Raw genomic sequence first — 25,919 nt, forward strand, 5'->3', positions numbered from 1 at the left:
CACTTTTTGTTCATATTTCAGTTCAAACACCGTGGTGCGACGACCGAAGAACCTCGTTGCGACGCTGCCACTCCTCCACCACTTCCCCCAAGGTCTTGGGTGCGCCATTACGAATCCACGCCATGAATGGACGGTTGAACTTGAACGCCGGGCCGCACTGCTCAAGCATAAAGCGGCGCACGTTCTGGGTGTTTTTGTAGCTAGGGGTGACGGGTGTAGCACGGGTGATGACGTCGCTGTGCCAGTCAAAATCCATGATGTACCTCGGCTGCGCGGATGGTGATTAACACTCTAGCGCCTCCTCACCTCAAGCTCCTGCAAATTTCACTTTCCTTCCCCCTTGAGAATATTGCATGGTTGTACGACGACATACCTCGTCGTATTTCCCAACAACAATAAGGAAAACCCCCATGCCCAACTTCAAAGTGCTGATCGGATTTCTGTGCCTGTTCTGCGGCTACGTCGCCGCCGCGCCCGGCGCAGCCGAGAAGGATGTAGCCCAGGCAGTCGATCAATTGACCCAAGCCATGCTGCACCTGGACCTCAAGCAGCTTCATGCACTGACGTCCGACAAGCTCACCTACGGCCACTCCAGCGGCAAGGTGCAGAACAAGGCGCAATTCATTGCCGACCTGGAAACCCATACCAGCGCATTCAAAACCCTGGAGATGCAAAACCAGACCATCACCCTCAATGGCGATACCGCCCTGGTGCGCAACCACTTCCACGCCCTGGCAGTGAACAGCGGTGTGGACACACCAACCGATATCGATAACTTCCAGGTCTGGCAAAAACAGCATGGCAAATGGCTGCTGATTGGTCGCCAGGCTTACAAGTACTGAAGATCGCTCACCACGCCACCACCTTGCGCACCTTCACCAGCGCCTCACGCAACGCCGCCATCGGCACCGAACCCAGGGCCAGGCGCAGTGCGTGGGGCACCTGGGCCGAGACCGCGAACGGTTCGGCGGTTGAAACCGAGATGCCCGCCCGCTGCAAGGTCATGGCGACCTGATCGGCGCGGGCGTCTTCCGCCAACGGTAGCCACAGAAAGTAGGATGACGGGTGGCTGATGGTCTTCACGCCCCTCAGCACCTGTGCTGCCAACGCTTGACGAGCCTGGGCATCCGCACGCTTTTGCGCCTCCAGTTGCGCCACCGTGCCGTCCTCGAGCCAGCCCACCGCAATCGCGCTCATCACCCCCGGCACGTTCCAGGTAGTGGCCATGATCGTGCGTTCCAACCCGCTTACCCACGCCATAGGCGCAGCGATAAAGCCCACGCGTAAACCGGTGGCGACACTCTTGGACAGCCCGCCGATGTACACCGTGAGCTCGGGTGCGAGGGTCGCCAAGGGCGGCGGCGCTTCTTCGGCGAGAAACGCATAGGCGCCATCCTCGATGATCATCAGGTTGTGCTGCCGGGCGACTGCCACCAAACGCTCGCGCTGCGCCAGGCTCATCACCCAGCCCAGCGGGTTATGCAGGGTCGGTATGCTGTACACCGCTCGCACCGGGCGCTGGCGACACAGGCTGTGCAGGTGGTCCAGGTCCGGGCCGCTGGCGGTGACTGGGATGGCGACCAGTTCCAGGTGCAGGGTTTCGGCCAGTACCTTGAACCCCGAATAGGTCAATGCATCCACCGCGACCACATCCCCAGGCTTGAGCAAGGTCATCATGCTCACCGCCAGGCCATGCTGGGCGCCGCTGACGACAAGCACCTGCTCGGCTTGCACCGCCAACCCTCGGTTCAACAAGTGCCGGGCCACGGCGGCGCGCTCGTGCACACGCCCGGCATGGGGCTGGTAGCGCAGCAGCGCCTCCAGATCGCCAGACAGGGCGAGCTGGCGCAACGCCGTGCGCAACAGCTCGGCCTGGCCCGGCAAGGACGGGTAGTTGAAATTCAGATCGAGCACACCCGCCGTAACCGTCATCTGCCCGCTGCCCTGCCCTGGCGGCAACGCGATTTCACGCACGAAGGTGCCGCGCCCGGTTTCGCCGCTGACCAGGCCCATGGCTTCCAACTCGCTGTACACCCGGCTGGCGGTGACCAGTGCCAGGCCATGCTCGGCGGCCAATTGCCGATGGGTAGGCAACCGCGTGCCGGGCTGCAATTGGCCGCTGCGGATGGCCTCGGCGAAGGTATCGACCAGCGTCTTGTAGCGAGCACGGGGCATAGGGATGTATCCATGACAATTTTTTGATTGTCTTAATCTTCAATCCTAGGATGCCCAGCACGCAACTGCCATTTTCGGACAGGTCCCCCATGGAACGCACTTCTCCTCTCGGCACTCTGGACAGCAGCACCCAGGGTTGGATCAACGGTTTTATCGGCGTGGTGATTTTCAGCGGCTCGCTGCCAGCCACGCGCCTGGCGGTTATGGAATTCGATCCGGTGTTCCTGACCATGATCCGCGCCACCCTCGCGGCACTATTGGGGTTGTGCCTATTGGGGGTATTCAAGGAAAAACGCCCCACACGCCAGCAATGGGCACCGCTGGTTATCGTCGCGCTTGGCGTGGTGATCGGCTTTCCACTGCTGACGGCCCTGGCCCTGCAGTACGTGACCTCGGCCCACTCCATCGTCTTTATCGGCCTGCTGCCACTGGCTACGGCGGTGTTCGGTGTGCTGCGCGGCGGTGAACGGCCGAGGCCGGTGTTCTGGTTGTTTTCGGTCCTGGGCAGCCTGTTGGTGATGGGATATGCCATTGCTCAAGGCTTGAGCGCCGCACCCGCGGGCGATGTGTTGATGCTGTTGGCCGTGCTGGCATGCGGCCTGGGGTATGCCGAAGGCGCCAAGCTGTCGCGCAACCTGGGCGGCTGGCAGGTGATCTGCTGGGCGCTGGTGGTGTCGCTGCCGGTGGTGGCGCCCTTGAGCCTGTTGTTGGCGCCGTCCACCCTCAGCGGTATCAGCTTGCCGGCATGGCTGAGCCTGGGCTATGTGGCGTTGTTCAGCATGTTGATCGGCTTTGTATTCTGGTACCGCGGCCTGGCCCAAGGCGGGATTGCCGCGGTTGGCCAGTTGCAGTTGCTGCAACCGTTCTTCGGCCTGGCGCTGGCGGCGGGTTTGCTGCATGAACAGGTCAGCCTGGGCATGGTGCTGGTGACGGTGGCGGTGATCGGCTGCGTGGCCGGGGCGAAGAAGTTTGCTCGCTGACCCCTGGCCTGCTAAATAGAAGCGTCGCCAAACAACAACAAGGACTCTGCATGCACAGCGCTTCTCTCCAGGACACCACGGCGCCGGACGGCATCTGTTACGGCTGCGGCAGCAGCAACCCCCATGGCCTGCACATCAAGAGCCGCTGGGATGACGATGGCGTGCACGTCATTGCCGAGCACCAACCCGAGGCCAAATACAGCGGCTGGCCGGATCTGGTCTACGGTGGGCTGATCGCCATGCTGGTGGACTGCCATTCCAACTGGACCGCCATGGCCTACCACTACCGCGTCGAACAGCGTGAACCCGGCAGCCTGCCGCGCATCGACTGCGTCACCGGTAATCTGGGGATCAAATTCATCAAACCCACGCCCATGGGGGTGCCCCTGGTCCTGCGGGCTCGGGTCGAAGGCGAAATCGGCCGCAAAAGCCGTGTGGTCTGCGAAGTGTATGCAGGCAGCGTGCTCACCGCCGTCGGCGACTCGGTGTTCGTGCGCGTCGACACCGGGCAACTGGCCGCCGCTGCCCATGGCCGCGAGGTTTGATCCTGGTCTACAGTGACGGCAACCGCTAATCGAGGACTGCACCGATGACTCGTCTGACCGCGAAAGACTTTGCTCCCGAACTGCTGGAACTCTACGACGGCTATGCCCACGGCAAGATCAACCGCCGCGAATTTCTCGACCGCGCCGCGCTGTTCACCCTCGGTGGCCTCACCGCTTCGGCATTGCTCGCGGCCCTGAGCCCCAATTACGCCCTGGCCGAACAGGTGAAATTCACCGACCCGGATATCGTCGCCGACTACATCACCTACCCCTCGCCCAAAGGCAACGGCACCGTGCGCGGCTATCTGGTACGCCCAGCCAAGGCCGCAGGCAAACTGCCAGCCGTGGTGGTGGTGCATGAAAACCGGGGCCTGAACCCTTATATCGAAGACGTCGCCCGACGCCTGGCCAAGGCCGGCTTTATCGCCTTGGCCCCGGACGGCCTGACCTCGGTGGGCGGCTACCCTGGCAATGATGAAAAAGGCGTGGCACTGCAACAGACCGTCGACCCGACCAAACTGATGAACGACTTTTTCGCCGCCATCGAATGGCTGATGCACCACGACAGCAGCACGGGCAAAGTCGGCATCACCGGGTTCTGTTATGGCGGTGGCGTGACCAATGCAGCGGCGGTGGCCTACCCGGAACTGGGCGCGGCAGTGTCTTTCTACGGGCGCCAACCCGACGCCAAGGACGTGCCGCGCATCAAGGCGCCGATCCTGTTGCATTTCGGTGAACTGGATACGCGCATCAATGAAGGCTGGCCGGCGTATGAACAGGCATTGAAGGCCGCGGGGACGAGGTATGAGGCGTTTATCTACAAGGGCGCCAACCACGGATTCCATAATGATTCGACACCGCGCTATGACGAAGCAGCGGCGAACCTTGCCTGGGAACGCACCCTGGGATGGTTCCGCCAATACCTCGCCTAGCCAAGCGCTGACGGTGGGAGCGGGCTTGCCCGCGAAGGCAGTGTGTCAGTCGCTGCACCTGTGACTGCACAACCGCTTTCGCAGGCAAGCCAGCTCCCACCTTGGATCTTCATTGCTTTGGGCATTGCGTTCGCTAGACTGATCGGCGTCAGCTCAGGCAACACTCGCCTGCAACCACCCTTTGAACGCCACCATCGCGGGTGTCTCAGCCCGCGACTGCAAGCGCGTCAACCAATAGCTGCCGGTGGTGATCCCCACCTCGAACGGCTGGCGGATCACATCGTTCTCCAATTGCCGCGAAAACATACGAGCTGGCGCCAGTGCCACGCCGGCACCTTGCAGCGCGGCCTCCATCATTGCCAGCGAGGAGTCGAACACCACGCTGCGCGGCACCCGGGTATCGCTGGGCAAACCGGCGGCCTGGAACCACAGGCTCCACTCATCGGCACGGTAGGAACGCAGCAAGGTATGCTTCAACACGTCAGCCGGGCTGCGCAGTTGTTCGGCAATCTGCGGCACGCACAACACCGTCAACGGTGCCTCAAGCAAAGGGCACGCATCGGTGCCGTGCCACGCGCCGGCGCCAAAGCGGATGGCATAATCCAGGCCCTCGGCGGCGACATCCACGCGGTTGTTGTGGGTGGACAAGCGTAAGTCGATCAACGGGTAGCGGCTATGAAAATCCGCCAGGCGTGGCAACAACCAGCCCACCGCAAAGGTACCGACCGCCCCCACCGTCAGGACTTCACGGTAATGGCCGCCTTCAAACTGATCCAAGGTCAGGGCGATACGGTCGAAGGCGTCACGCAGCACGGGCAGCAGGGATTCGCCTTCGCTGGTGAGCATCAAGCCCCGAGGCAGGCGCTTGAACAGCGTGACGTTGAGTTGCGCTTCGAGACTTTTGACCTGATGACTGACTGCCGCTTGGGTCACGCACAGCTCAATGGCCGCACGGGTAAAGCTCAAATGGCGCGCCGACGCTTCGAAGGCGCGCAAGGCATTGAGCGGCAGGTGGGAACGCAGCATGACATGACCCAAATTTTTCTAATGGCTGGTGCGAGATATCATCGTTTGCCCACGTCGGGAAATCCACCTACATTTGCCACGCCTGCGCAGGCCACCATCGCCACTGCCTTATTTACATGGAAGCGAACCATGAAACACACCCTGAAAAAATATGCGGTTTCAGCCCTGTTGCTGGGCGCCGGCAGCTGCATGGCCGCCACCGACATGCGCCAGGTCGTGGACAGCCACGTCACCCCTCTGATGAAACAGCAAGGCATCCCGGGCCTGACGGTCGCGGTCGTCCAGCACGGCAAAGTGCAATACTTTAACTACGGCGTCGCCGCCAAAGACACCCAGGCACCCGTCACTGAAAACACCCTGTTCGAAATCGGCTCAGTGAGCAAAACCTTCAACGCCACCCTCGGCGGGTATGCCCAGGCCATCGGCAAGCTCAAGCTGTCGGACATGACCAGCCAACATCTGCCCGTTTTGGCTGGCAGCGCGTTCGATCGCATCAGCCTGCTGCAACTGGCCACCTATACCGCCGGCGGCCTGACGCTGCAGTTTCCGGATACCGCCGACAGTGCAACCACCATGATGGATTATTTCCGGCAGTGGAAACCCACTTACGCACCGGGGGAACAACGCCTGTATTCCAACCCCAGCATTGGCCTGTTCGGTTACGTGACCGCAAAAAGCCTGGGCCAGCCGTTCACCGTCGCCATGGAAAAAACCCTGCTGCCCAAGCTGGGCTTGACCAATACCTACACTCGCGTCCCCGCCGACAAGGCCGGCCAGTACGCCCAGGGCTATGACAGCCAGCAGAAGCCGGTACGTGTCAACCCCGGCGCCCTGGACTTCGAAGCCTATGGCCTCAAGAGCAGCAGCCAGGACCTGGCCCGCTACGTGATCGCGAACATGCACCCGCAAACCCTGGAGCAACCGGTGCAGCAGGCCCTTGCCACCACTCACGCCGGCTACTACACCGTCAACGGCATGACCCAGGGCCTGGGCTGGGAACGCTACCCCTACCCCATCGCCCTGCAAGCGTTGCTTGACGGCAACTCCACACCGATGGCGATGGAGCCGCACAAGGTTAACTGGCTCAAACCCGCCCAGCCGCAGCCCGCCAACGTGCTCTACAACAAAACCGGCTCCACCGGCGGCTTTGGCGCCTATGTGGCGTATGTACCCAGCAAGGACATGGGTGTGGTAATCCTCGCCAACAAGAACTACCCGAATGCCGAACGGGTGAAAGTGGCTTATGCGATCTTGAGTGCAATGGATAACTGAAGCCGGTATACCCCGATGGGCGGGGGCTTGCCTTAGTGTCGGTGGTGCACGTTTGAAGATCGCTGGGCTCTAGGTACAATCACCGCCCCTCTCCCACTCCCCCAAGGATCCGCCATGTCCGGGCTTGAACTGTTTGCCGCCGCCCTGGGGGTGATCGCCGTTTGGCTAACGGTCAAACAAAACCCCTGGTGCTGGCCCATCGGCCTGATGATGGTGCTGCTCTACACCTGGGTTTTCTTTGAGGTCAAGCTCTACTCCGACATGCTCCTGCAATTGGTCTATGCGGCCTTGCAGGTCTACGGCTGGTGGCAGTGGACCCGCGCCGGCGAGGTCAAGCAGGGCCGCCAGGTCACTAGCCTGGGCGTGCCGGCGATCATGGCCAGCCTGGCTGTTGGCGCCGTCGGCAGCCTGTTGCTGGGTGCCGCCATGGCCCACTGGACCGACGCCGCCCAGCCCTGGCTGGACGCCGCGCTCACCGGTTTCAGCCTGGTGGCGCAGATGTGGATGGCGCAAAAACGCGTGCAGTGCTGGGCATTATGGATCGTGGTCGATGTGATCTTCGTCGGCCTGTTCCTTTACAAAGGCCTCTACCTCACCGCCGCGCTCTACGCGCTGTTTACCGTGATTGCCGTGCAAGGTTGGCGCGAGTGGCGCGCCGACCCGGCGTTGCGCACATGAAAGTGGTGGTATTGGCGGGCCCCGAATCCAGCGGCAAGAGCTGGCTGGCGGCGCAGTTGCACGCGCACTTCGGCGGGTTGATGGTGGGGGAATATGTGCGGTACTTCATCGATCAGCATCAGCGCGACACCACCCTGGCGGATATCCCGGCCATCGCCGAAGGCCAGTTGGCCTGGGAGGATGCCGCCCGCGCCAAATGCCCCGCGTTGCTGATCCTCGACACCCACCTGCTGACCAACAAACTCTGGAGCCAGACCCTGTTCGGCGATTACCCCGGCTGGCTTGATGACGAACTCCTGGCGCGGCATTACGACCTGCACCTGCTGCTCTCCCCCGAAGACGTGGAATGGAGTGCCGACGGCCAGCGCTGCCAGCCGGAACTGGCGGATCGCCGGGCGTTTTTTCAGGCCAGCCTGGAGTGGATGCAGGAGCATCGACAGCCACGGGTGGTGATTGGTGGAGACTGGGAACAACGGCGCCAGGCGGCATTTGCCGCAGTAACCCAGCTGCTCAAGCCCTGACACACTGCCCCCTGTGGGAGCGGGCTTGCTCGCGAATGCTCTGTATCAGCTAGCACATGCATAGACTGACCCACCGCTTTCGCGGGCAAGCCCGCTCCCACATTTTTTACCGTACCAGGCTTCAGTAGCCCAACGACAACCCCGTATTGCGTCGCGGGTCATTGGCCCCATAGAAGCGGTTGTTACCCACCGGCTTGCCATCCAGAGAAGGCGCACCGACCAGGATCGCGGCCAAATGGTTGGCATCTTGGGGACCTGCAAACTTATGGCCCCAGCTCTCGAGAATCTTCTGGGTATCCGGGCTCACGGCAAACGTCTCAAGGTTGGTGGTCTCAGGCATCCACTGCTGGTGGAAACGCGGCGCGTCCACGGCTTCCTGGATATTCATCTTGTAGTCGATGACATTCAGGATGGTCAGCAAAGTCGCAGTGATGATGCGACTGCCCCCCGGTGTACCGACCACCATCACCGCCTTGCCGTCCTTGGTGACGATGGTCGGGCTCATCGATGACAGCGGCGCCTTGCCCGGTGCGATGGCGTTGGCTTCGCCCTGCACCAGCCCATACATATTCGGTACGCCGACCTTGACGGTGAAGTCGTCCATTTCATCGTTGAGGATCACCCCGGTCTTGCTCGCCATCACCCCGGCGCCAAACCAGTCGTTGAGGGTATAGGTCACCGAGACCGCGTTGCCCCATTGGTCGACGATGGAATAGTGGGTGGTGTTATTGCCTTCATGGGGCGATACACCTGGCTTGATCGCCTGGGAGTCACCGGCCTTCTGCGGTTCGATCGCCGCGCGCAGCTTGGCCGCGTAGTTTTTGTCCAGCAGGTGCTCAATGGGGTTCTTCACGAAGTCCGGGTCGCCGAGATAGCTGTTGCGGTCCACGTAGGCGTGGCGCATCGCTTCGATCTGGTAGTGCAGGCCCTGGGCCGAGTGATAGCCCAGATCGGCCATCGGGTAGCCTTCGAGGATATTCATGATCTGGCAGATCACCACACCGCCCGAGCTGGGTGGCGGCGCCGAGACCACATGGTAGCCACGGTAGTCGCACTCGATGGGGGCCAGTTCGCGGGTTTTGTAGGCGTCGAGGTCAGCCTGGGTGATGATGCCTTTGCCGGCCTGGCTGGAATCCACCACCGCCTTGGCGACCCAGCCTTTATAGAAACCGTCGGTGCCCTTGGCCGAGATTTCCTTGAGGGTCTTGGCCAGGTCCTTCTGCACCAGCTTCTGGCCTACCTGCATCGGCTCGCCGTTATGCAGGAAGATGCCACGCATATCCTGGTCTTTTTCGAACTCACCGGTGGCGGTGTGCAACAGGTCGATATCGCCCTGCTCCAGGTCAAAGCCGTTTTCCGCCAGCTTGATCGCCGGGGCAATCACTTGGGCGCGCTTGAGTGTGCCGTATTTGCTCAGGGCCAGTTCCATGCCGGACACCGTGCCCGGTACGCCGACCGCCAAATGGCCTTTGGCGCTGAGGCCTTCGACCACATTGCCGGCCTTGTCGAGGTACATGTCAGCCGTCGCCGCCAACGGGGCTTTTTCGCGGAAGTCGAGGAAGGTCTTGCGCCCGTCCGCCAGTTGCACGGTCATGAAGCCACCGCCGCCCAGATTGCCCGCCGCCGGGTACACCACCGCCAGCGCATAACCTACCGCCACCGCCGCATCGACCGCGTTGCCGCCGGCCTTGAGCACATCGACACCCACATGGGTTGCCAGGTGCTGGGCCGTCACCACCATGCCATTTTCACCCGCAACCGGGGCCTGGGAAGCTGCATGCACCCCGTTGATCGTTAATACCAGCGCGGTAGCAATCAAGGTGTGACTCAAGGGTTGGTATTTCATCCATGGCTACTCTGATTATTGAGATGCACCAAAATAGCCCTCGCCTGACTAAATCCCCAGCGCGATGGCGCTTTTGACACAGAACTTGTCGGTCATGGGACACACTCGCCCTATTGGCCGCTATTTCACAGGCATGCAGCTTGAACACGCCAACATACTGCAATACAGAGTCAGTTTTCATCTAGCCATTGAATTAGGTACTTTGCGTCTGCCACCCCTATGTAAACACTCCCACTATTAACATTACATTGAGAAACAATCATGTCAGCGATCCCGCGCGTTCGGCCTAACTTTCTTCGCGACCACTCTGAATATTCAGCGCCACCCGCGCAACTTCAGTCGACTGCAAACAACTCAGTTGCCTCTTCACTTTCAGATAAAGTCGCAAAAAACCTGACGCGAAATAATTACAAAATCAAAGACAAAAATAACGACGGCAAAATTGACGTTTCCTACAAATTCTTCAACTCGAATGACCCCGACACGAATTGGCGCAAGAATGGGGGGGCCCTCGAGCTCAGCGAGGCCAGAAAAAAAGCCTTCAGAAGTTCAATGCAGGCCTGGGAGGATGTGGTAAAAGTCAAGTTTACCGAGCATGCCAAGAATACGGATGCTTCCTTTGTGCTTCACGCCAACAGCGGTGTAGGGGGCTATGCGGTCTACCCAAATGATCAAGGGAGTCTTCAGAACATAGGCATTGGTACAGGAGATAGCAGATTCCCCTTGAACGCTTCAATGATTCACGAACTGGGCCATGGTTTGGGGCTTCAACATCCGGAAGGTAACTATCCGGAGAATAGCAAAACCCATACTGCCATGAGCTATAACACACCTTGGTACCGTCCGGCGACCAATGGCGTCAGCGTCTCTGACGCCACCTCAACGCCAATGATGCATGATATCGAAGCGATTCAGCGTCTCTACGAACCCAACTATGAAACTCGTAAAGGCGATACAACTTACGGATTCAACTCAAACTCAGAACGCGACTACTACAGTTTAAAGTCTTCCGATGACATGGTAGCTTTTTGTATCTGGGATGGCGGTGGCAATGACACACTGGATTTCTCCGGATATAAACAGAACCAGAGAATTAACCTTAATGCCCAGGCACTCTCGGACGTGGGCGGCCGGCGCGGTAATGTGTCCATTGCCAAAGGCGTCGTTATGGAAAATGCCATTGGCGGCTCAGGAAATGACGTACTGATCGGCAATCAGGCCAACAATCATATAACCGGGGGAGCCGGGGCCGACAACCTCACAGGAGGTGGTGGTGCAGATACATTTGTATACAGCAAAGCCAGCGACACCTCTGCCAGCAAACCGGACACCATCACTGACTTCACCAGCGGCGTCGATAAAATTGACCTAGTTAACGTCCTTAAAGAGGCCGGCATCCGCCAGCCAGACATAGTCAGCAAATTGACCGGCCGTAAAGGTGAACTGGTATTGGCGTACGATGACACTATCAAGATGTACACGTTAACGCTGGACGTGAGCGGAGGTACCACGTCTGCGTTTAAGATTTTGAGTAAACATCCCATAAAGTCCGAAGACCTTATTACGTCTGCCGATACAGCGCCAACGCCACAGCCCAAGCCTGACCCTACCCCAGCACCCGAGCCGCAGCCAACCCCGCGCCCGACACCTGAGCCAAAGCCCCAACCATGTCCCAAGCCTGCGCCTCAGCCTGAAAGCAGCCCTACCGATACCGTCTATGGATTCAACTCCAACAGCGGCAAAGCAGGTACGTCTCTTACGTCACCTTGCGATAAGCCGCACTTTACTGTCGCAGACAAAGCAGGCAACGACACGTTTGACTTCTCTGCCTTCTGCCAAAACCAGCGAATTGATCTCACGCCCGGCGCAAGCTCGGATATCGGGGGCCTGAAGGGCAATATCAGTATCGCAACTGACACCGTCATCGAGAATGCAATTGGCGGTAATGGCGCTGACCGTATTACCGGCAATAGCGCTGACAACGTACTGGTGGGTGCCGCCGGGGCCGACAAATTGATGGGCAACGGCGGTTTCAACACGTTCAAGTACCGCGCCGCCGCCGACTCGCTCCGTGATAGCGCCGACCTGCTAGTGGATTTCACTACAGGCAAAGACACAATCGACCTGAGCGAAATGAGCGCAAAAGAAGGTGTCACCCTTAACTATGTCAGCCAGTACAGCGGCCGGGCTGGCGACACTATCCTCGTGCGAAACCCTGCCACTAACAGGTACTTTCTGGGTATTGATCTGACCGGGGATCGCAAGACCGACTTCTTGATCAAAAGCACCCGGCCAATCAGCAGTGAGGATGTGATCGGCCTTAATTTGCCGGTAGGCACCTATCTCTGAAGGCGTGAGCAACATCGTGCATTAAAGCAAATGACGCTAGAATCGGCGCCATTCTTTTACCGCCGCCCTGATACGAGCCTGTCCATGAGCTTTGATTTCGAAACCATCCACTCACGCTTCGATACCGGCAGTACCAAGTGGAGCCGTTACCCGAAAGATGTTCTGCCGATGTGGATCGCCGATATGGACATCGCCGCGCCGCCCGCCATCTTGCAAGCCCTGCACGCGCGGCTCGACCAGCAGATTCTCGGCTACAGCGTGGCCGGCCCGGACGTGCGCGACGCCATCGTCGCTGACCTGTGGGCCAAGTACGCCTGGCGCGTACAGCCCGAAGAACTGCTGTTCCTGCCTGGCGTCGAGCCTGGCTTCAATATGGCCCTGCACGCCTTCGTCCAGCCTGGCCAGGCGGTGGTGCTGCAAACCCCCAACTATCGGCCGATTCGCCTGGCGCCCGGCAACTGGAACCTGCCACGCATCGAGGTGCCGTTCAAGCAAGTCAACGGCGAGTTCCTCACGCCCCTGCCCGCGATGCGCCAAGCCCTAAACGGGGCCGGAGCCCTGTTGCTGAGCAACCCGCACAACCCCATCGGCAAAGTGTTTCCCCGTGGAGAGCTGATGGCAGTGGCCAATGCCTGCCTGGAAACCGGCGCATTGATCATCAGCGACGAAATCCACGCCGAGCTGTGCTTTGACGGCCGTCGCCACATCCCCACCGCCAGCCTCAGCCCAGAGATTGCCCAGCGCACCATCACGCTGATGTCGGCGAGCAAGGCGTATAACGTGGCCGGCCTGAAGACCTGCTTCGCCGTGATCCAGAACGCCGAGGTGCGCGAGCGTTTCAATCAGGCGCGCTGTGGCATGGTCGACAGCGTCAGCCCTCTGGGCCTGGAAGCCACCCGCGCCGCCTACAGCGAATGCACCGACTGGCTCAGCGCGCTGGTGCAGTACCTGCAAGCCAACCGCGACTACCTGCTTGACGCGGTAAAAACCCGCCTGCCCGGCGTGGTGATGCATGCACCACAGGGCACCTTCCTGGCGTGGCTCGATTGCAGCGCTCTTGGCCTGGATGACCCACAGCAGTTTTTCCTTGAGCAAGCCAAGGTCGGCCTGAGCGCGGGGATCGAATTTGGTGATGACAGCCAACAGTTCGTGCGCCTGAACTTCGGGTGCCCACGATTGATGCTGGAGGAAGGCGTCGAACGCATGGAGATCTGCTTGCAAAACCGCTGACTTCGGTCGCAGTTGCACGGGAAGAGAACGCGCCTCTTCCCGGGCTGTTTTGTCCACTCACAACTTGGCGATGGACACTTCCGTCGATTTCACAAAGGCAATCACTTCGCTGCCCACCTTCAATTCCAGGTCACGCACCGAGCGCGTGGTGATCACCGACGTCACAATGCCCGATGCGGTCTGCACGTCGATTTCCGACACCACTTCCCCCAGCAGAATCTCCTTGATCACGCCTTTGAACTGGTTGCGCACGTTGATCGCTTTGATGGTCATGTCGGCTTTCCTTTTGGCTGTTGGGGTCAATCCGCACGAATGCGCAGGCCCTCAAAATGCGCTGCCGGATAAAATATTAAAAGGAATAAATACCTATTTATTTATTCGATAAGGGTATATCAAAAAATTATGTGTCGTGCCCAGCAGCGACCTATGACCGCACATCTTGTGCGTTGACCAACTTTGTTACACCCCATATAGTGTGCCTACAAACAGATCAGACCACTACATAGTGTGCAGCGCTGGTATTTTACCGATCACACTACGCGCAGTATTTCAATGCCTTGTAGCCTGCAAAAACATTTATTTTTCGAGTACCAGGAAGGAGTATTTCCATGCTGAGTTGGGATGAAGTCGACAACGAAGACACCGGTGCAGCGGTGATCAAAGGCGCCAACGCCGGCCACGCCACCGAAGCCAACATGGACCGCCTCGACGGTGCCGGCGCCGCTGCCGCCGTGGAAGCCCGCGCCGTCACCGCCAACGACTCCGCCGCCATCGTGCGCGCCAAGGCCGCCCTGGACAAACTCGACGTCGCCGAAGGCCTCGCCGAGCTGGAAGGTGCCTCCGCCCGCGTCGCCGTTGATGAAAAGCGCATGATCAACTGCCGCGCCGACCTCAACCAACTCGTGCCATTCAAGTACGACTGGGCCTGGCAGAAGTACCTCGACGGCTGCGCCAACCACTGGATGCCGCAAGAGGTCAACATGACCGCCGACATCGCCCTGTGGAAAAACCCCGAAGGCCTGACCGACGACGAGCGCCGCATCGTCATGCGCAACCTGGGCTTCTTCTCCACCGCCGACTCCCTGGTAGCCAACAACCTGGTGCTGGCCGTGTACCGCCTGATCACCAACCCGGAGTGCCGCCAGTACATCCTGCGCCAAGCCTTCGAAGAAGCGATCCACACCCACGCCTACCAGTACTGCATCGAATCGCTGGCCATGGATGAAGGCGAGATCTTCAACATGTACCACGAGATTCCATCGGTGGCCAAAAAGGCCGCCTGGGGCCTGAAGTACACCCGCTCGATCTCCGATCCGAAGTTCGAAACCGGCACCGTCGACACCGACAAGGAACTGCTGCGCAACCTGGTCGCCTACTACTGCGTACTGGAAGGCATCTTCTTCTACTGCGGCTTCACCCAGATCCTGTCCATGGGCCGCCGCAACAAGATGACCGGCGTGGCCGAGCAGTTCCAGTACATCCTGCGCGATGAGTCGATGCACCTGAACTTCGGTATCGACGTGATCAACCAGATCAAAATCGAAAACCCACACCTGTGGGATGCCGAGATGAAGGAAGAAGCGACCCAGATGATTCTGCAGGGTACGCAGCTGGAGATCGAATACGCGCGTGACACCATGCCGCGTGGGGTGCTGGGCATGAACGCGGCGATGATGGAGGATTACCTCAAGTTCATCGCGAACCGTCGCCTGTCGCAGATCGGCTTGAAGGAAGAGTACCCAGGCACCACCAACCCGTTCCCGTGGATGAGCGAGATCATGGACTTGAAGAAAGAGAAAAACTTCTTCGAGACCCGTGTGATCGAGTATCAGACTGGCGGCGCGTTGAGCTGGGACTAATCAACACGAACCAAAAAATGTGGGAGCGGGCTTGCCCGCGATAGCGGTGTATCAGTCACGGATGTACCCACTGACACACAGCTATCGCGGGCAAGCCAGCTCCCACATTGGCTATTGTGATCCATAGACTTTGCAAGTAAGCCTTTATGCCCAACCACACCATCAAAACCCCCTGCGTCGGGCTGTGTTCCACCGTCTACGGTGACCTGGTCTGTCGGGGCTGCAAGCGTTATCACCACGAGGTGATCCAGTGGAATGGCTATAACGCCGAGGAAAAACAGGCGGTGTGGCTGCGCCTGGAACAACTGCTGGTGCAGGTGATGGCCAGCAAGCTGGAAGTGTTCGACCCGCACTGCCTGCGACAGCAGCTGGAAGCGCGCAAGATTCGTTTTATGCCGCACCAGTCGCCGTATTGCTGGGCATACCAGTTGATTGCGCGCGGAGCGCGGGTGATTTCCAAGCTGCATGCCTATGGGTTGACGCTGTTACCGGAGTTTCGCGAACGCCACCTGGCGGATTTGCGCGATGCGATAGATCGAGAGTTTTTTCTGCTGTCCGAGGCACATTACGAGCGCTATATCGCCCCGGTTTTCTTGAAAGAGTCATTCGGCCCGGCGCTGATTGCCACGCGCTGACCCACAGTTGTGTTTAAAATGCCGCCCGCCCGATGACTGACCCTTAACGATGAACCCAGACGCACTCGCTACCCTGCATGCCCACTTGCTCACTGTCCTGGCTGACGCGCCCGCGGAAACCCGGCGCCTGTTCCATGGCCGTGGCCGCTGCTGGCCGGGCCTGGAACAACTGACGGTGGACTGGCTGCAAGGGGTGGTGCTGGTGGCGTTGTTCAAGGAAACCGAGCACCTGCAGGCCCTGAAGCAGACGCTACTGCACATCGACTGGGCCGCTTTCGGCGCGCACACCGTGGCCCTGCAACACCGCTACCTGCCGCAAAGCACCACCGAATGGCTGGTGGGCGACGCCATCGACGAGTTGACCATCACCGAGGGCGGCCTGCGCTACCTGATCGACCTGGGTAAAAAACAGAACAGCGGGCTGTTTCTCGACATGCGTTACGGGCGCAACTGGGTACGTGAGCAAGCACAGGGCCAGCGCGTGCTGAATTTGTTTGCCTATACCTGCGGTTTTTCCGTGGCCGCCATCGAAGGCGGCGCCGACCATGTGGTGAACCTGGATATGGCCCGTGGTGCCCTCAGCCGTGGCCGCGACAACCATCGTTTGAATGGGCACGACCTGAGCCGGGTGAGTTTCCTGGGCCACGACCTGTTCAAGTCCTGGGCCAAGGTGACGAACAACGGTCCTTATGACCTGGTGATCATCGACCCGCCCTCCTTCCAGAAAGGCAGTTTCCTGCTGACCAAGGATTACCAGCGCGTGCTGCGCCGCCTGCCGGACTTGCTCAGTGCCCACGGCACCGTACTGGCATGCATGAACGATCCGGCCTTCGGCGAAGATTTCCTGATCGACGGCGTGACCCGCGAAGCACCGGGCCTGCGGTTTGTACAGCGGCTGAAAAACCCACCGGAATTTCCTGACATTGATCCGCAGAGTGGACTAAAGGCACTGGTGTTCCGTCAGGGCTGATGCCGAAACATCCTACGCTTGCTACGCTAACGGATACGCCGGGCGGTGAACCTTATCCTCCCCTTCCCGGTCGATACCTGCATTCCCTGGCCAGACTCGACGGCGCTACGTCGTCGGCTGCCCCGTTTGACCTTTTGGAGAACCGCCCGTGATATCGACCCTGCATGTAGCCAGACTCAAAGCCTGGGGCGCCCACGGCTTTACCGCCACCGGTGTGGTACTGGCCTTTTTGGCCACCCTGGCGCTGCTGGAAAACTCCCCCAAGGCGTGCCTGCTGTGGCTGGGCCTGGCACTGGTGGTGGATGGCGTCGACGGCTCGCTGGCGCGACGGGTGAATGTCAGCACGGTGCTGCCCAGCTTTGACGGCTCGGTGCTGGACCTGGTGATCGACTACCTCACCTACGTGTTCATTCCTGCCCTGTTTATCTACCGCTACATCGACCTGCCCGAGTTCACCCACCTGTTTGCGGTGTCGGTGATCCTGGTGTCGTCGCTGTTCTGCTTTTGCAATGTGAACATGAAGAGCAAGGACAACTACTTCGTCGGCTTCCCTGCCGCCTGGAACGTCGTTGCCCTGTGCGTCTATATCATCCAGCCGGATGCCTGGGTCACCTTGCTGACCGTGATCGGCCTGGCGCTGTTGACCGTGACGCCGATGAAGTTCCTGCACCCGTTCCGGGTCAAGCGTTTCATGCCGATCAACATCGCGGTGACCACTATCTGGCTGCTGTGCAGCTTCCTGATGGTGGTGGATTACCCGAATACCAACCCTTGGACATTTGGCTTGTGGTCGCTGATGTCGGCGTACTTCCTGGGTATCTGCATCTGGCGCACGGCCGTGGAATGGCTGGGCGCGCACAAATAACCAGGCGGGCCCGGTAAAAGATGTGGGAGAGGCTTGCCACCTCCCACATTTGAGTCACATCGCAGTAAGATGCTGGCCTTCTGCGGCCCTCCAACAATAAGCCCTGCCCATGCCCTTCGAACTCAGCGTAGACCTCACCACCCTGGCCATCCTGGCCGTTGTCGCTTTTATCGCCGGTTTTATCGACGCCATCGCCGGCGGTGGCGGTTTGTTGACCACCCCGGCCCTGCTCACCGCCGGTATGCCGCCGCATCTGGTGCTGGGCACCAACAAGCTCAGCTCCACCTTCGGCTCGGCCACCGCCAGTTTTACCTTCTACCGCCGCAAGCTGTTCCACCCACGCCAATGGGTGCACGCCATTGTCGGTACCTTGATCGGTGCACTGACCGGCGCGGTCGTCGCTCATTACTTGCCTGCCGAAACCCTGAACAAGATGCTCCCGGTGATCGTCTTCGCCTGCGGTGTGTACCTGCTGTTCGGGGGCACGCCCAAGGCGCCACTGGATGCCGAGGCACCGATCAAAAAGAAATGGCAAGCCACCCAGGGCTTTGGCCTGGGCTTTTACGATGGCGTGGCCGGGCCCGGCACGGGGGCGTTCTGGACGGTCAGCACGATGCTGCTGCACCCCATCGATCTGGTGAAGGCCAGCGGCGTGGCGCGCAGCATGAACTTCGTCAGCAACGCCGCGGCGCTGACGGTGTTCATCATCAATGGGTCGGTGGACTGGATCGTCGGCCTGGCGATGGGTGTGTCGGTGATGTGTGGCGCGTTCTTTGGCGCACGCAGCGCGATCAGCGGCGGCGCCAAATTCATCCGCCCAGTGTTTATCACCGTGGTGCTGGGCCTGACCGTGCGCCTAGCCTGGCAGCACTGGTTCAGCGTGGCCTAGGCGGCGGGCCACGTAGAGGTCGATCAGGTAACGCGCAATCGAGCGTGACGCCGGCAACGGCGGCAGCTCGTGGATATTGAACCACTGCGCGTCCTCGATCTCGTCGGCCTGGGGAACGATATCGCCACCGGCGTATTCGGCGTGAAAGCCCAGCATCATCGAGTGAGGGAACGGCCAACATTGGCTGCCCATGTACTGGATGTTCTTGACCTCCAACTGCACCTCTTCGCGCACTTCACGGATCAGGCAGTCTTCGGCGGACTCACCCGGCTCGGCAAAACCGGCCAGGGTGCTGTAGACCCCCGTGACGAAACGCGGCGAGCGCGCCAGCAGGATGTCATCGCCACGGGTCACCAGCACGATCATGCTTGGCGAGATGCGTGGATAGCTGCGCAGGTCGCAGGCCTGGCAATACATCGCCCGCTCCCGCGGCACCTGTACCATCGCCTGGCCGCAACTGCCACAAAAACGGTGCTCCCGCGCCCAGGTGCCGATCTGCGCGGCGTAGCCCAGCACCTTGTACAGGGTGTGATCACCTTGCAGCATAAAGCCGCGCAAGCCTTGCCAACTGCACCCTGGCACCTCTGCCGACGCGTTGAGTTCCAACAGGTACACCGGCTCGCCATCGAGATGGCCGATGCCGTGTTCGGCAAACACCGACAGGTCCTGGCGCTTGAGCCATTCGCGCGGGAACAGCGGGCCGTTGGTATCGTGTAAAAAGCCTTCGCGGCTGCGGGCGACGGCCCAGCCGCCGGGGGCGTCGTTGTCCAGCAGCGTTGTGGTAATCCAGCCTGGGGTCATGTCAGTCAATCCACGAATTCGGGTTTCTGCTTACTCATATGGGCCGCGATGGCCACGCGCAGGTCGTTGGATTGCAACATAGCCGAGTTCCAGGTGGCAACGTATTCCAGGCCGTCATTGACTGTGTGGTCACGCATGTAGCTGATCATGGCCTTGGTGCCAGTCACGGCAATCGGCGACTTGGCGGCGATTTGCTGGGCCAGGTCCATGACACCCGCCAGCAGGCTTTGCTGATCGGCAAACACGCGATTGACCAGGCCGATGCTGCGCGCTTCTTCAGCGCCGAATTGACGACCGGTATAGGCCAGTTCACGCAGCATGCCATCGCCGATAATGCGCGGCAGGCGTTGCAAGGTGCCGACGTCGGCGGCCATGCCGATGTCGATTTCCTTGATCGAGAATTGCGCGTCTTCGGCCGCGTAGCGCATGTCGCACGCGCTGATCAGGTCGATGGCACCGCCAATGCAGTAGCCCTGGATCGCCGCCAGCACGGGCTTGCGGCAAGTGTCCACGGCGTTGAACGAAGCTTGCAGCTCGAGAATCTTGCGGCGCAGCAGGCGCGCATTGCGACCCACGTCCTTGCCAAAGTCATTGGCGATCGAGGCCAGCATCATCAGGTCGATGCCCGAGGAAAAGTGCTTGCCCGCCCCGCTGAGCACCACGGCACGCACGGCGTCGGTCTCGTCGACCCATTGGAAGATGTCGATGATTTCGGTCCAGAACGCCGCGTTCATGGCGTTGATCTTTTCCGGGCGATTGATCTGCACATGGGCAACGTTGCCACTGAGTTCGACAACGAAGGCTTGGTATTCGGACATGGCAGTGATCCCTGACTGGCGATTGAGAAAGGCCAGACTATATCAAGGGTGCGCCACGGCGCATCGGCCAAAAACGGGACTGGTCACGGTGAGGGAAAAGACGCTGGATAAAACCCGATGCACAGGCCATCCTTTGCGCTTTAAGCCGCGCTGTGCGCGGCGCTCGACGTTTTAAGGATATGCCATGCACGCCCAACCTCTCGCTCCCGCCGATTTCGAATTCATTGACGCCACCTTGCTCAAATACGGCGAAGACCACTCGGTGCTGAACATGGCCGAACTCGACGGTTATTTCACCGCCCTGGTTTCCAGCCCGGCCAAGGTGGATGTGTCCGAGTGGTTCCCGGCGATCTGGGGTGGGCAAAACCCTGAATGGGACAACATGGACGAGGCCCAGGCTTTTCTCGAGCTGTGTGTACGCCATATGAATACCCTGGCCGCGCAATTGGCCACTGACTCCCAGGCATTCAAAGCCCGTTTCGATGAAACCGAACATCAAGGCCAGGCGGTGACCCTTGCCGAGGAATGGTGCTTTGGTTATGTGCGCGGCGTGACAATCGCCAACTGGCCGCCATTGCCCGCTGTACAAGCCGGGCAACTGGAGCGGATTTCCTGGTGCGCCGAACAGGACAATTTCGAATTGCCGGCGGATCTGGATATAAACGCCCATCAACTGCAGGTCAGCGCAATCGAACCGGCTGCGCGGGCGCTGCATGACTACTGGTTGAGCCAGCGTTAAGGCAGTAGGAGCGCATGCCAATAAATCACGCAGATCACCCACTCACTCGACAAGCATGGCGTGTTTGCCTGATGATTCGGGTCCGCACGTCGGCCACTCCACGCCACCTTGCCTTGACCAGGAGCCTTGTACCTTGAGTTCGCAGAAAACCGTGACCGTTACACCGCCCAACTTCCCCCTCACTGGCAAGGTCGCGCCCCCCGGCTCCAAATCCATTACCAACCGTGCGCTGTTGCTGGCGGCACTGGCCAAGGGCACCAGCCGTTTGAGCGGTGCGCTCAAAAGTGATGACACGCGCCACATGTCGGTCGCCCTGCGGCAGATGGGCGTCACCATCGACGAGCCGGACGACACCACCTTTGTCGTCACCAGCCAAGGCTCGCTGCAATTGCCGGCCCAGCCGTTGTTCCTCGGCAACGCCGGCACCGCCATGCGCTTTCTCACGGCTGCCGTCGCCACCGTGCAAGGCACCGTGGTACTGGACGGTGACGAGTACATGCAAAAACGCCCCATCGGCCCGCTGCTGGCCACCCTGGGCCAGAACGGCATCCAGGTCGACAGCCCCACCGGTTGCCCACCGGTAACCGTGCACGGCGCGGGCAAGGTCCAGGCCAGGCGTTTTGAGATTGACGCAGGTTTGTCCAGCCAGTACGTATCGGCCCTGCTGATGCTGGCGGCGTGCGGCGAAGCGCCGATTGAAGTGGCGCTGACCGGCAAGGACATTGGCGCCCGTGGCTACGTGGACCTGACCCTCGATTGCATGCGTGCGTTCGGGGCCCAGGTCGACGCCGTGGACGACACCACCTGGCGCGTGGCCCCCACCGGCTATACCGCCCATGACTACCTGATCGAACCCGACGCTTCCGCCGCCACTTACCTGTGGGCCGCAGAAGTACTGACCGGTGGCCGTATCGATATTGGTGTAGCCCCACAGGATTTCACCCAGCCCGACGCCAAGGCCCAGGCCGTGATCGCGCAATTCCCGAACATGCAGGCCACGGTGGTGGGTTCACAAATGCAGGATGCGATCCCGACCCTGGCAGTGCTCGCCGCGTTCAACAACACCCCGGTGCGCTTCACTGAACTGGCGAACCTGCGCGTCAAGGAATGTGACCGCGTGCAGGCGCTGCACGATGGCCTCAACGAAATTCGCCCGAGCCTGGCGACCATCGAGGGTGATGACTTGCTGGTTGCCAGCGACCCCGCTTTGGCTGGCACCGCCTGCACCGCACTGATCGACACCCACGCCGACCATCGCATCGCCATGTGCTTTGCCCTGGCCGGGCTGAAAGTCTCGGGCATTCGCATCCAAGACCCGGACTGCGTAGCCAAGACCTACCCTGACTACTGGAAAGCCCTCGGCAGCCTGGGCGTTCACTTGAGCTACTGACACACAAACCTGTAGGGGCGAGCAAGCTCGCTCCTACAACTGAACCTTGCCGGGAGCGTCAATGACCCTTCGCCAACCCTGCCCACCCGGCGCCTGTGTCTGCAACCGTGAACAACTGCTGGAAGCTCCCGGCGCTGATCTGCGCATTCTTCAACTGACGCGCCAGCAGGAAAAAATCCTGCTGGCGCGCCTGGAGAACCTCAAGAGCCTGCAAGACCTCGAACACCTGCAACAGCGGATGTACGACCAACTGGGCATCCGCGTCCACATCGCGCCCGGGCATACCGAGGTCAAAAGCATGCGCGGGATCCAGATCGTCATCGACGAACTGCCGGGCATGTGCCGCAAGACTCGCCAGTCGATCCCCGCCTCCATTCGCCGCGGCCTGGAGAAAAAACCAGAGATTGCCTACCGCTTGCTGGACGCCCACGACCTGTTTCGCGACGCTTGAATTATCCCGCGACGGCCTCACGCTCAAACAACCCCTGCCCCACCGCCCGGGCCTTGTGCAAATGCGCCTGGGCCGTGCCACTTTCCGAGTCCAACAACAACTCGGAAGTGAGTACCCGCGCCCCGCAATAATCAAAGATGCCGTAGTCGATCTGGGTATTCATGGCCTTGGCATAACCGTGTCGCTCAAAGGCACTGTCATCAGCCCCACCCAGGGCCAGCAGATGCACCTGCAAATGCCTTAGTTTCTTCTGCACCGGTGTATCGGGGCCGTAATCAATCGCCCAGCCATTGACGAATACGCGGTCGACCCAACCCTTGAGCAATGCCGGCATTGACCACCAGTAGATGGGGAATGCCAGCACCAGCGCGTCGGCGCGATCGATGCGGGCCTGCTCGGCCACCACGTCGGCTGGCGGCGTCGCCCGAGTACGGTGCACCCGATGGTCGGCCGCGCTGTAGCGTGGGTCGAACCCTTCAGCGGCAAGGTCGGCTATTTCAAAGGTGTGGCCAGAGGCGCTCAAGCCCGCGCCCACCTCGGCGGCCACGCTATGGGTGAGGGATTGCGGGTCGTGATGGGCAACAACGATCAGTGCGTGCATGACTTTGACTCCGTTTCGGCTTAATCTACTTTTAGTAAGTTACGTCGAATAAGTTACTTTTGGTATATAAGCATGTCAAGCAATGAATCCCCTGCCCCCCGTCGTCGTTTGTCCCGTGAAGATCGCCTGCGCCAGTTACTCGACGTCGCCTGGCAATTGGTGCGTGACGAAGGCACCGACGCCCTGACCCTGGGCCGCCTGGCCGAGCTGGCGGGCGTCACCAAACCAGTGGTGTACGACCACTTCGCTACACGCGCGGGGTTGCTGGCCGCGCTGTATGCAGACTTCGACGAGCGCCAGGACCAGGTGTTTGCCGATGCCATCGCCACCAGCAAGGCGACGCTTGAGGACCGCGCGTGGGTTATCGCGTCGTCGTATGTCGATTGTGTGTTGTTGCAAGGTCGGGAAATCCCCGGGGTGATTGCCGCCTTGAGCGGTTCACCGGAGTTGGAAGCGTCCAAGCGCGAATACGAGGCGATCTTCCTCGATAAGTGCAGAGACGCGCTGTCGCCCTTCACCCACGGCGGCAGTATTTCCCAGGCCGGGTTGCGCGCCATGCTCGGCGCGGCGGAAGCCCTGTCCCATGCGGCGGCCAATGGCGAGATCAGCCGCGAGGAAGCTCAGCAGGAACTGCTGGAGACTATCCTCGGGATGGTCATGCGCGTCAGGCCGTAGGCAGACGGCCCTGGACGAACAGTTGCGCCTTGCGCGTCAACTGGTCCAGGTGCCGATCACGCTGTTTCTCCGCATCGACCATGGCGCGCTTGCCGTGTTTTTGCAGCAGGTAGGTGTGGATCTGCCGCACTTCCAGCGAGCTGTAGATTGAAGCCACATCCAACACGCCCATCAGCCCATCGGTGCCGTAGTTGCGGGTGTTCATCACGACCTGGGTGCCACGCGCACCGCGTACCTGGAAACCCATGGCTTCGAACACCGCAACCTTCTCTACCGCACAGGCCAGTTCGGCGTGGGGATAACGCGCCAACACCTCGTCCAGCATGCTGCGTGCCACACCCTGGCGACGAAAGCCGGCCTGCACCGCCATAAACGCGATGCCACACGCGTTCGGGTCATCCTTCACCGGCAGGTACAGGCAAAAGCCCACCACCGTCTCGTCTTCCATCGCCACGACCAACTCGACGGCGATGCCCTTTTCGCCATTCAACGCCTCAAGGTACAGGTGTACCTCAAACCCGATGGCGTACTGGTAGATGTTGTAGAGCAGGTTGCTCGGTGCCAGCGCTACGCTGCTGATATCGGTGAGGTTGTCCACCACCATCTGCAGGATCTGGCTGTTGACCGGTTCGGGGCACGGCGTGGTGTAGCGGGTAAGGCTGAACATGCAAATTCCTGGGGTTTCGCGTCAAGGCAGCGGCGATTGTACCTGTTGCGCGCCGCTCATGGCCCGCACACCTCGCGCAAACACGCGCGCAGCCAGCGATGGGCCAGGTCGGCATCCTGTCGTGGATGCCACAGCATCGCCACGGTAAACGGCGGCAACGTCACCGGCAGCTCAAAACAGTGCAACCCTCGAGGCGGCACAGTGATGTAGCGCTCAGGCACGCTGGCGATCAGGTCGGTGTCACGCGCCAGGGCGATGGCCGTGTTGAAACCGGCGACCACGATGCTGACCTGCCGAACCAGACCTTGCGCCTCAAGGGCCTCATCGATCTGGCCACGGTCCTGGCCGCGCCGCGACACGTAGACATGTTGTCCCTGGGCGAAACGCGCTGCGCTCAAGGGGCCGCGGCTCAGAGCATGGCCCTCGCGCACCACGCCCACCAGGCGATCACGGAACAGCGCCTGGGTCAGCACCTCCGGGCTGGCGCCGACATCGACCACACCGGTTTCCAGGTCGACGCCACCGTCGCGCAGCAGCGCACTGTGCTTGTCGCTCTTGTGCACGAAACGCAAGCGCACCCCTGGAGCCTCCTGGGCGATACGCGCGAGCAATGCAGGGCCGAAGCGTTCGACGAACTCCTCACTGGTGCGCAGGGTGAAGGTGCGCACCACCTCATCCAAGTCCAGGCTGTGCGCCGGGCGCAATACCGCATGGGCGTCCTGCACCAGTTGGCTAACCTGTTCGCGCAATTGCAACGCCCGGGGCGTCGGCACCAGGCCGCGCCCGGCACGTACCAGCAGCGGATCGCCAGTGGCCGCACGCAAACGCGCCAGGGCCCGGCTCATGGCCGAAGGGCTCAGGCGCAGGCGCTGGGCGGCGCGAGCGACGCTGCCTTCGGCAAGCAACACGTCGAGGGTGATGAGTAAATTGAGGTCGGGCATGCGGGCTCCTGATCAGGCGTTGGGTGCAGCTATAACCTGCAAGCCATGCGTCTTCCGCCATGTT

Annotated in this window: 28 protein-coding genes; 18 read left to right on the forward strand and 10 right to left on the reverse strand. The window is 60.6% G+C overall.

Going from position 1 to position 25,919, the window contains the following annotated elements; genetic code table 11:
* Nucleotides 1-22 precede the first annotated feature (22 nt).
* Entirely contained in the window at nucleotides 23-256 is a 234-nt protein-coding gene (locus AB4P90_RS15915; protein WP_014718652.1) for a DUF6434 domain-containing protein, read from the reverse strand.
* A gap of 154 nt (nucleotides 257-410) precedes the next feature.
* Here AB4P90_RS15915 and AB4P90_RS15920 point away from each other — a divergent pair, with 154 nt between their 5' ends.
* Nucleotides 411-842 (forward strand): nuclear transport factor 2 family protein, encoded by a 432-nt coding sequence (locus AB4P90_RS15920; protein ID WP_014718653.1) that lies wholly within the window; start codon nucleotides 411-413, stop codon nucleotides 840-842.
* Nucleotides 843-849: 7 nt separating this feature from the next.
* Here AB4P90_RS15920 and AB4P90_RS15925 read toward each other — a convergent pair whose 3' ends face one another.
* A complete protein-coding gene (locus tag AB4P90_RS15925; protein ID WP_395605128.1) occupies nucleotides 850-2,175 on the reverse strand; it encodes a PLP-dependent aminotransferase family protein in 1,326 nt (441 codons plus the stop codon).
* A gap of 89 nt (nucleotides 2,176-2,264) precedes the next feature.
* On the opposite strand from AB4P90_RS15925, the gene AB4P90_RS15930 reads away from it, so the two are divergent.
* Genes AB4P90_RS15930 through yghX form a run of 3 tightly spaced genes read left to right on the forward strand, consistent with a single transcriptional unit; the run spans nucleotide 2,265 to nucleotide 4,632 of the window.
* Complete coding sequence (locus AB4P90_RS15930; RefSeq protein ID WP_003190848.1) at nucleotides 2,265-3,155, forward strand: DMT family transporter; 891 nt, start codon at nucleotides 2,265-2,267, stop codon at nucleotides 3,153-3,155.
* Nucleotides 3,156-3,205: 50 nt separating this feature from the next.
* On the forward strand, nucleotides 3,206-3,700 hold the full coding sequence (locus AB4P90_RS15935) for a PaaI family thioesterase (protein ID WP_014718655.1): 495 nt from the start codon (nucleotides 3,206-3,208) through the stop codon (nucleotides 3,698-3,700).
* A 44-nt stretch (nucleotides 3,701-3,744) separates the two neighbouring features.
* Nucleotides 3,745-4,632 (forward strand): YghX family hydrolase, encoded by an 888-nt coding sequence (gene yghX, locus AB4P90_RS15940; RefSeq protein WP_032902927.1) that lies wholly within the window; start codon nucleotides 3,745-3,747, stop codon nucleotides 4,630-4,632.
* A 153-nt stretch (nucleotides 4,633-4,785) separates the two neighbouring features.
* Here the strand turns inward: yghX and AB4P90_RS15945 are convergent, their stop codons facing one another.
* A complete protein-coding gene (locus AB4P90_RS15945) occupies nucleotides 4,786-5,658 on the reverse strand; it encodes a LysR family transcriptional regulator (protein ID WP_395605129.1) in 873 nt (290 codons plus the stop codon).
* 129 nt (nucleotides 5,659-5,787) lie between these two features.
* Between AB4P90_RS15945 and ampC the strand changes: the two genes are divergently transcribed.
* The 3 genes from ampC to AB4P90_RS15960 all read left to right on the forward strand — a co-directional run bounded on the left by ampC (nucleotide 5,788) and on the right by AB4P90_RS15960 (nucleotide 8,129).
* A complete protein-coding gene (gene ampC, locus AB4P90_RS15950) occupies nucleotides 5,788-6,930 on the forward strand; it encodes a class C beta-lactamase (RefSeq protein WP_395605130.1) in 1,143 nt (380 codons plus the stop codon).
* 114 nt (nucleotides 6,931-7,044) lie between these two features.
* Nucleotides 7,045-7,608 carry a nicotinamide riboside transporter PnuC gene (gene pnuC, locus AB4P90_RS15955; RefSeq protein ID WP_395605131.1) on the forward strand — a complete coding sequence of 188 codons (564 nt, stop codon included), beginning with the start codon at nucleotides 7,045-7,047 and terminating at the stop codon, nucleotides 7,606-7,608.
* Entirely contained in the window at nucleotides 7,605-8,129 is a 525-nt protein-coding gene (locus AB4P90_RS15960) for an AAA family ATPase (protein WP_014718660.1), read from the forward strand. Before pnuC ends, AB4P90_RS15960 begins: the two co-directional genes overlap by 4 nt.
* A 121-nt stretch (nucleotides 8,130-8,250) precedes the next feature.
* Here AB4P90_RS15960 and ggt read toward each other — a convergent pair whose 3' ends face one another.
* A complete protein-coding gene (gene ggt / locus AB4P90_RS15965; protein WP_073454660.1) occupies nucleotides 8,251-9,975 on the reverse strand; it encodes a gamma-glutamyltransferase in 1,725 nt (574 codons plus the stop codon).
* Between the two features lie 261 nt (nucleotides 9,976-10,236).
* Here ggt and AB4P90_RS15970 point away from each other — a divergent pair, with 261 nt between their 5' ends.
* Nucleotides 10,237-12,324: a M10 family metallopeptidase C-terminal domain-containing protein gene (locus AB4P90_RS15970; RefSeq protein ID WP_395605132.1), complete on the forward strand. Its 2,088-nt coding sequence runs from the start codon at nucleotides 10,237-10,239 to the stop codon at nucleotides 12,322-12,324.
* 84 nt (nucleotides 12,325-12,408) lie between these two features.
* Complete coding sequence (locus AB4P90_RS15975) at nucleotides 12,409-13,554, forward strand: MalY/PatB family protein (protein ID WP_137270441.1); 1,146 nt, start codon at nucleotides 12,409-12,411, stop codon at nucleotides 13,552-13,554.
* Between the two features lie 57 nt (nucleotides 13,555-13,611).
* Here AB4P90_RS15975 and AB4P90_RS15980 read toward each other — a convergent pair whose 3' ends face one another.
* The gene (locus AB4P90_RS15980) at nucleotides 13,612-13,827 is read right to left on the reverse strand and encodes a molybdopterin-binding protein (protein WP_003173733.1); all 216 of its coding nucleotides are present in this window, start codon (nucleotides 13,825-13,827) and stop codon (nucleotides 13,612-13,614) included.
* Between the two features lie 335 nt (nucleotides 13,828-14,162).
* On the opposite strand from AB4P90_RS15980, the gene AB4P90_RS15985 reads away from it, so the two are divergent.
* From AB4P90_RS15985 to AB4P90_RS16005, 5 genes are all read left to right on the forward strand, one after another.
* A complete protein-coding gene (locus AB4P90_RS15985) occupies nucleotides 14,163-15,413 on the forward strand; it encodes a ribonucleotide-diphosphate reductase subunit beta (RefSeq protein WP_032892020.1) in 1,251 nt (416 codons plus the stop codon).
* Between the two features lie 146 nt (nucleotides 15,414-15,559).
* On the forward strand, nucleotides 15,560-16,048 hold the full coding sequence (locus AB4P90_RS15990) for a DUF1289 domain-containing protein (protein WP_395605133.1): 489 nt from the start codon (nucleotides 15,560-15,562) through the stop codon (nucleotides 16,046-16,048).
* 49 nt (nucleotides 16,049-16,097) lie between these two features.
* On the forward strand, nucleotides 16,098-17,018 hold the full coding sequence (locus tag AB4P90_RS15995) for a class I SAM-dependent methyltransferase (RefSeq protein ID WP_395605134.1): 921 nt from the start codon (nucleotides 16,098-16,100) through the stop codon (nucleotides 17,016-17,018).
* Between the two features lie 148 nt (nucleotides 17,019-17,166).
* Nucleotides 17,167-17,883: a phosphatidylcholine synthase gene (gene pcsA / locus AB4P90_RS16000; RefSeq protein WP_014718666.1), complete on the forward strand. Its 717-nt coding sequence runs from the start codon at nucleotides 17,167-17,169 to the stop codon at nucleotides 17,881-17,883.
* A 109-nt stretch (nucleotides 17,884-17,992) separates the two neighbouring features.
* Nucleotides 17,993-18,772 carry a TSUP family transporter gene (locus AB4P90_RS16005; protein ID WP_003191011.1) on the forward strand — a complete coding sequence of 260 codons (780 nt, stop codon included), beginning with the start codon at nucleotides 17,993-17,995 and terminating at the stop codon, nucleotides 18,770-18,772.
* On the opposite strand, the gene nudC is transcribed toward AB4P90_RS16005, so the two are convergent.
* The gene (gene nudC, locus AB4P90_RS16010; protein ID WP_032901605.1) at nucleotides 18,740-19,573 is read right to left on the reverse strand and encodes an NAD(+) diphosphatase; all 834 of its coding nucleotides are present in this window, start codon (nucleotides 19,571-19,573) and stop codon (nucleotides 18,740-18,742) included. The genes AB4P90_RS16005 and nudC overlap by 33 nt on opposite strands.
* Nucleotides 19,574-19,578: 5 nt before the next feature.
* Nucleotides 19,579-20,391 carry a crotonase/enoyl-CoA hydratase family protein gene (locus tag AB4P90_RS16015; protein WP_032901606.1) on the reverse strand — a complete coding sequence of 271 codons (813 nt, stop codon included), beginning with the start codon at nucleotides 20,389-20,391 and terminating at the stop codon, nucleotides 19,579-19,581.
* Nucleotides 20,392-20,575: 184 nt separating this feature from the next.
* Here AB4P90_RS16015 and AB4P90_RS16020 point away from each other — a divergent pair, with 184 nt between their 5' ends.
* The 3 genes from AB4P90_RS16020 (at nucleotide 20,576) to AB4P90_RS16030 (ending at nucleotide 22,971) form a co-directional block, all read left to right on the forward strand.
* Nucleotides 20,576-21,130, forward strand: a complete 555-nt coding sequence (locus tag AB4P90_RS16020) for a UPF0149 family protein (RefSeq protein WP_395605135.1) — start codon at nucleotides 20,576-20,578, stop codon at nucleotides 21,128-21,130.
* A 133-nt stretch (nucleotides 21,131-21,263) separates the two neighbouring features.
* Nucleotides 21,264-22,520: a 3-phosphoshikimate 1-carboxyvinyltransferase gene (gene aroA / locus AB4P90_RS16025; RefSeq protein WP_014718670.1), complete on the forward strand. Its 1,257-nt coding sequence runs from the start codon at nucleotides 21,264-21,266 to the stop codon at nucleotides 22,518-22,520.
* A gap of 61 nt (nucleotides 22,521-22,581) precedes the next feature.
* Nucleotides 22,582-22,971, forward strand: coding sequence for a hypothetical protein (locus tag AB4P90_RS16030; RefSeq protein ID WP_020301139.1), 390 nt, complete (start codon nucleotides 22,582-22,584; stop codon nucleotides 22,969-22,971).
* A 1-nt stretch (nucleotide 22,972) separates the two neighbouring features.
* Here the strand turns inward: AB4P90_RS16030 and AB4P90_RS16035 are convergent, their stop codons facing one another.
* On the reverse strand, nucleotides 22,973-23,572 hold the full coding sequence (locus AB4P90_RS16035) for an NAD(P)H-dependent oxidoreductase (RefSeq protein WP_014718672.1): 600 nt from the start codon (nucleotides 23,570-23,572) through the stop codon (nucleotides 22,973-22,975).
* A 72-nt stretch (nucleotides 23,573-23,644) separates the two neighbouring features.
* On the opposite strand from AB4P90_RS16035, the gene AB4P90_RS16040 reads away from it, so the two are divergent.
* On the forward strand, nucleotides 23,645-24,247 hold the full coding sequence (locus AB4P90_RS16040) for a TetR/AcrR family transcriptional regulator (RefSeq protein ID WP_014718673.1): 603 nt from the start codon (nucleotides 23,645-23,647) through the stop codon (nucleotides 24,245-24,247).
* Here the strand turns inward: AB4P90_RS16040 and AB4P90_RS16045 are convergent.
* Both AB4P90_RS16045 and AB4P90_RS16050 read right to left on the reverse strand, forming a co-directional pair.
* A complete protein-coding gene (locus AB4P90_RS16045) occupies nucleotides 24,237-24,914 on the reverse strand; it encodes a GNAT family N-acetyltransferase (protein ID WP_014718674.1) in 678 nt (225 codons plus the stop codon). The two genes, AB4P90_RS16040 and AB4P90_RS16045, sit on opposite strands and share 11 nt — an antisense overlap.
* Before the next feature lie 56 nt (nucleotides 24,915-24,970).
* Nucleotides 24,971-25,855 carry a LysR family transcriptional regulator gene (locus AB4P90_RS16050; RefSeq protein ID WP_395605136.1) on the reverse strand — a complete coding sequence of 295 codons (885 nt, stop codon included), beginning with the start codon at nucleotides 25,853-25,855 and terminating at the stop codon, nucleotides 24,971-24,973.
* Between the last annotated feature and the right edge of the window lie 64 nt (nucleotides 25,856-25,919).

Source organism: Pseudomonas sp. B16120 (assembly GCF_044218845.1).
GTDB lineage: Bacteria > Pseudomonadota > Gammaproteobacteria > Pseudomonadales > Pseudomonadaceae > Aquipseudomonas > Aquipseudomonas paracarnis.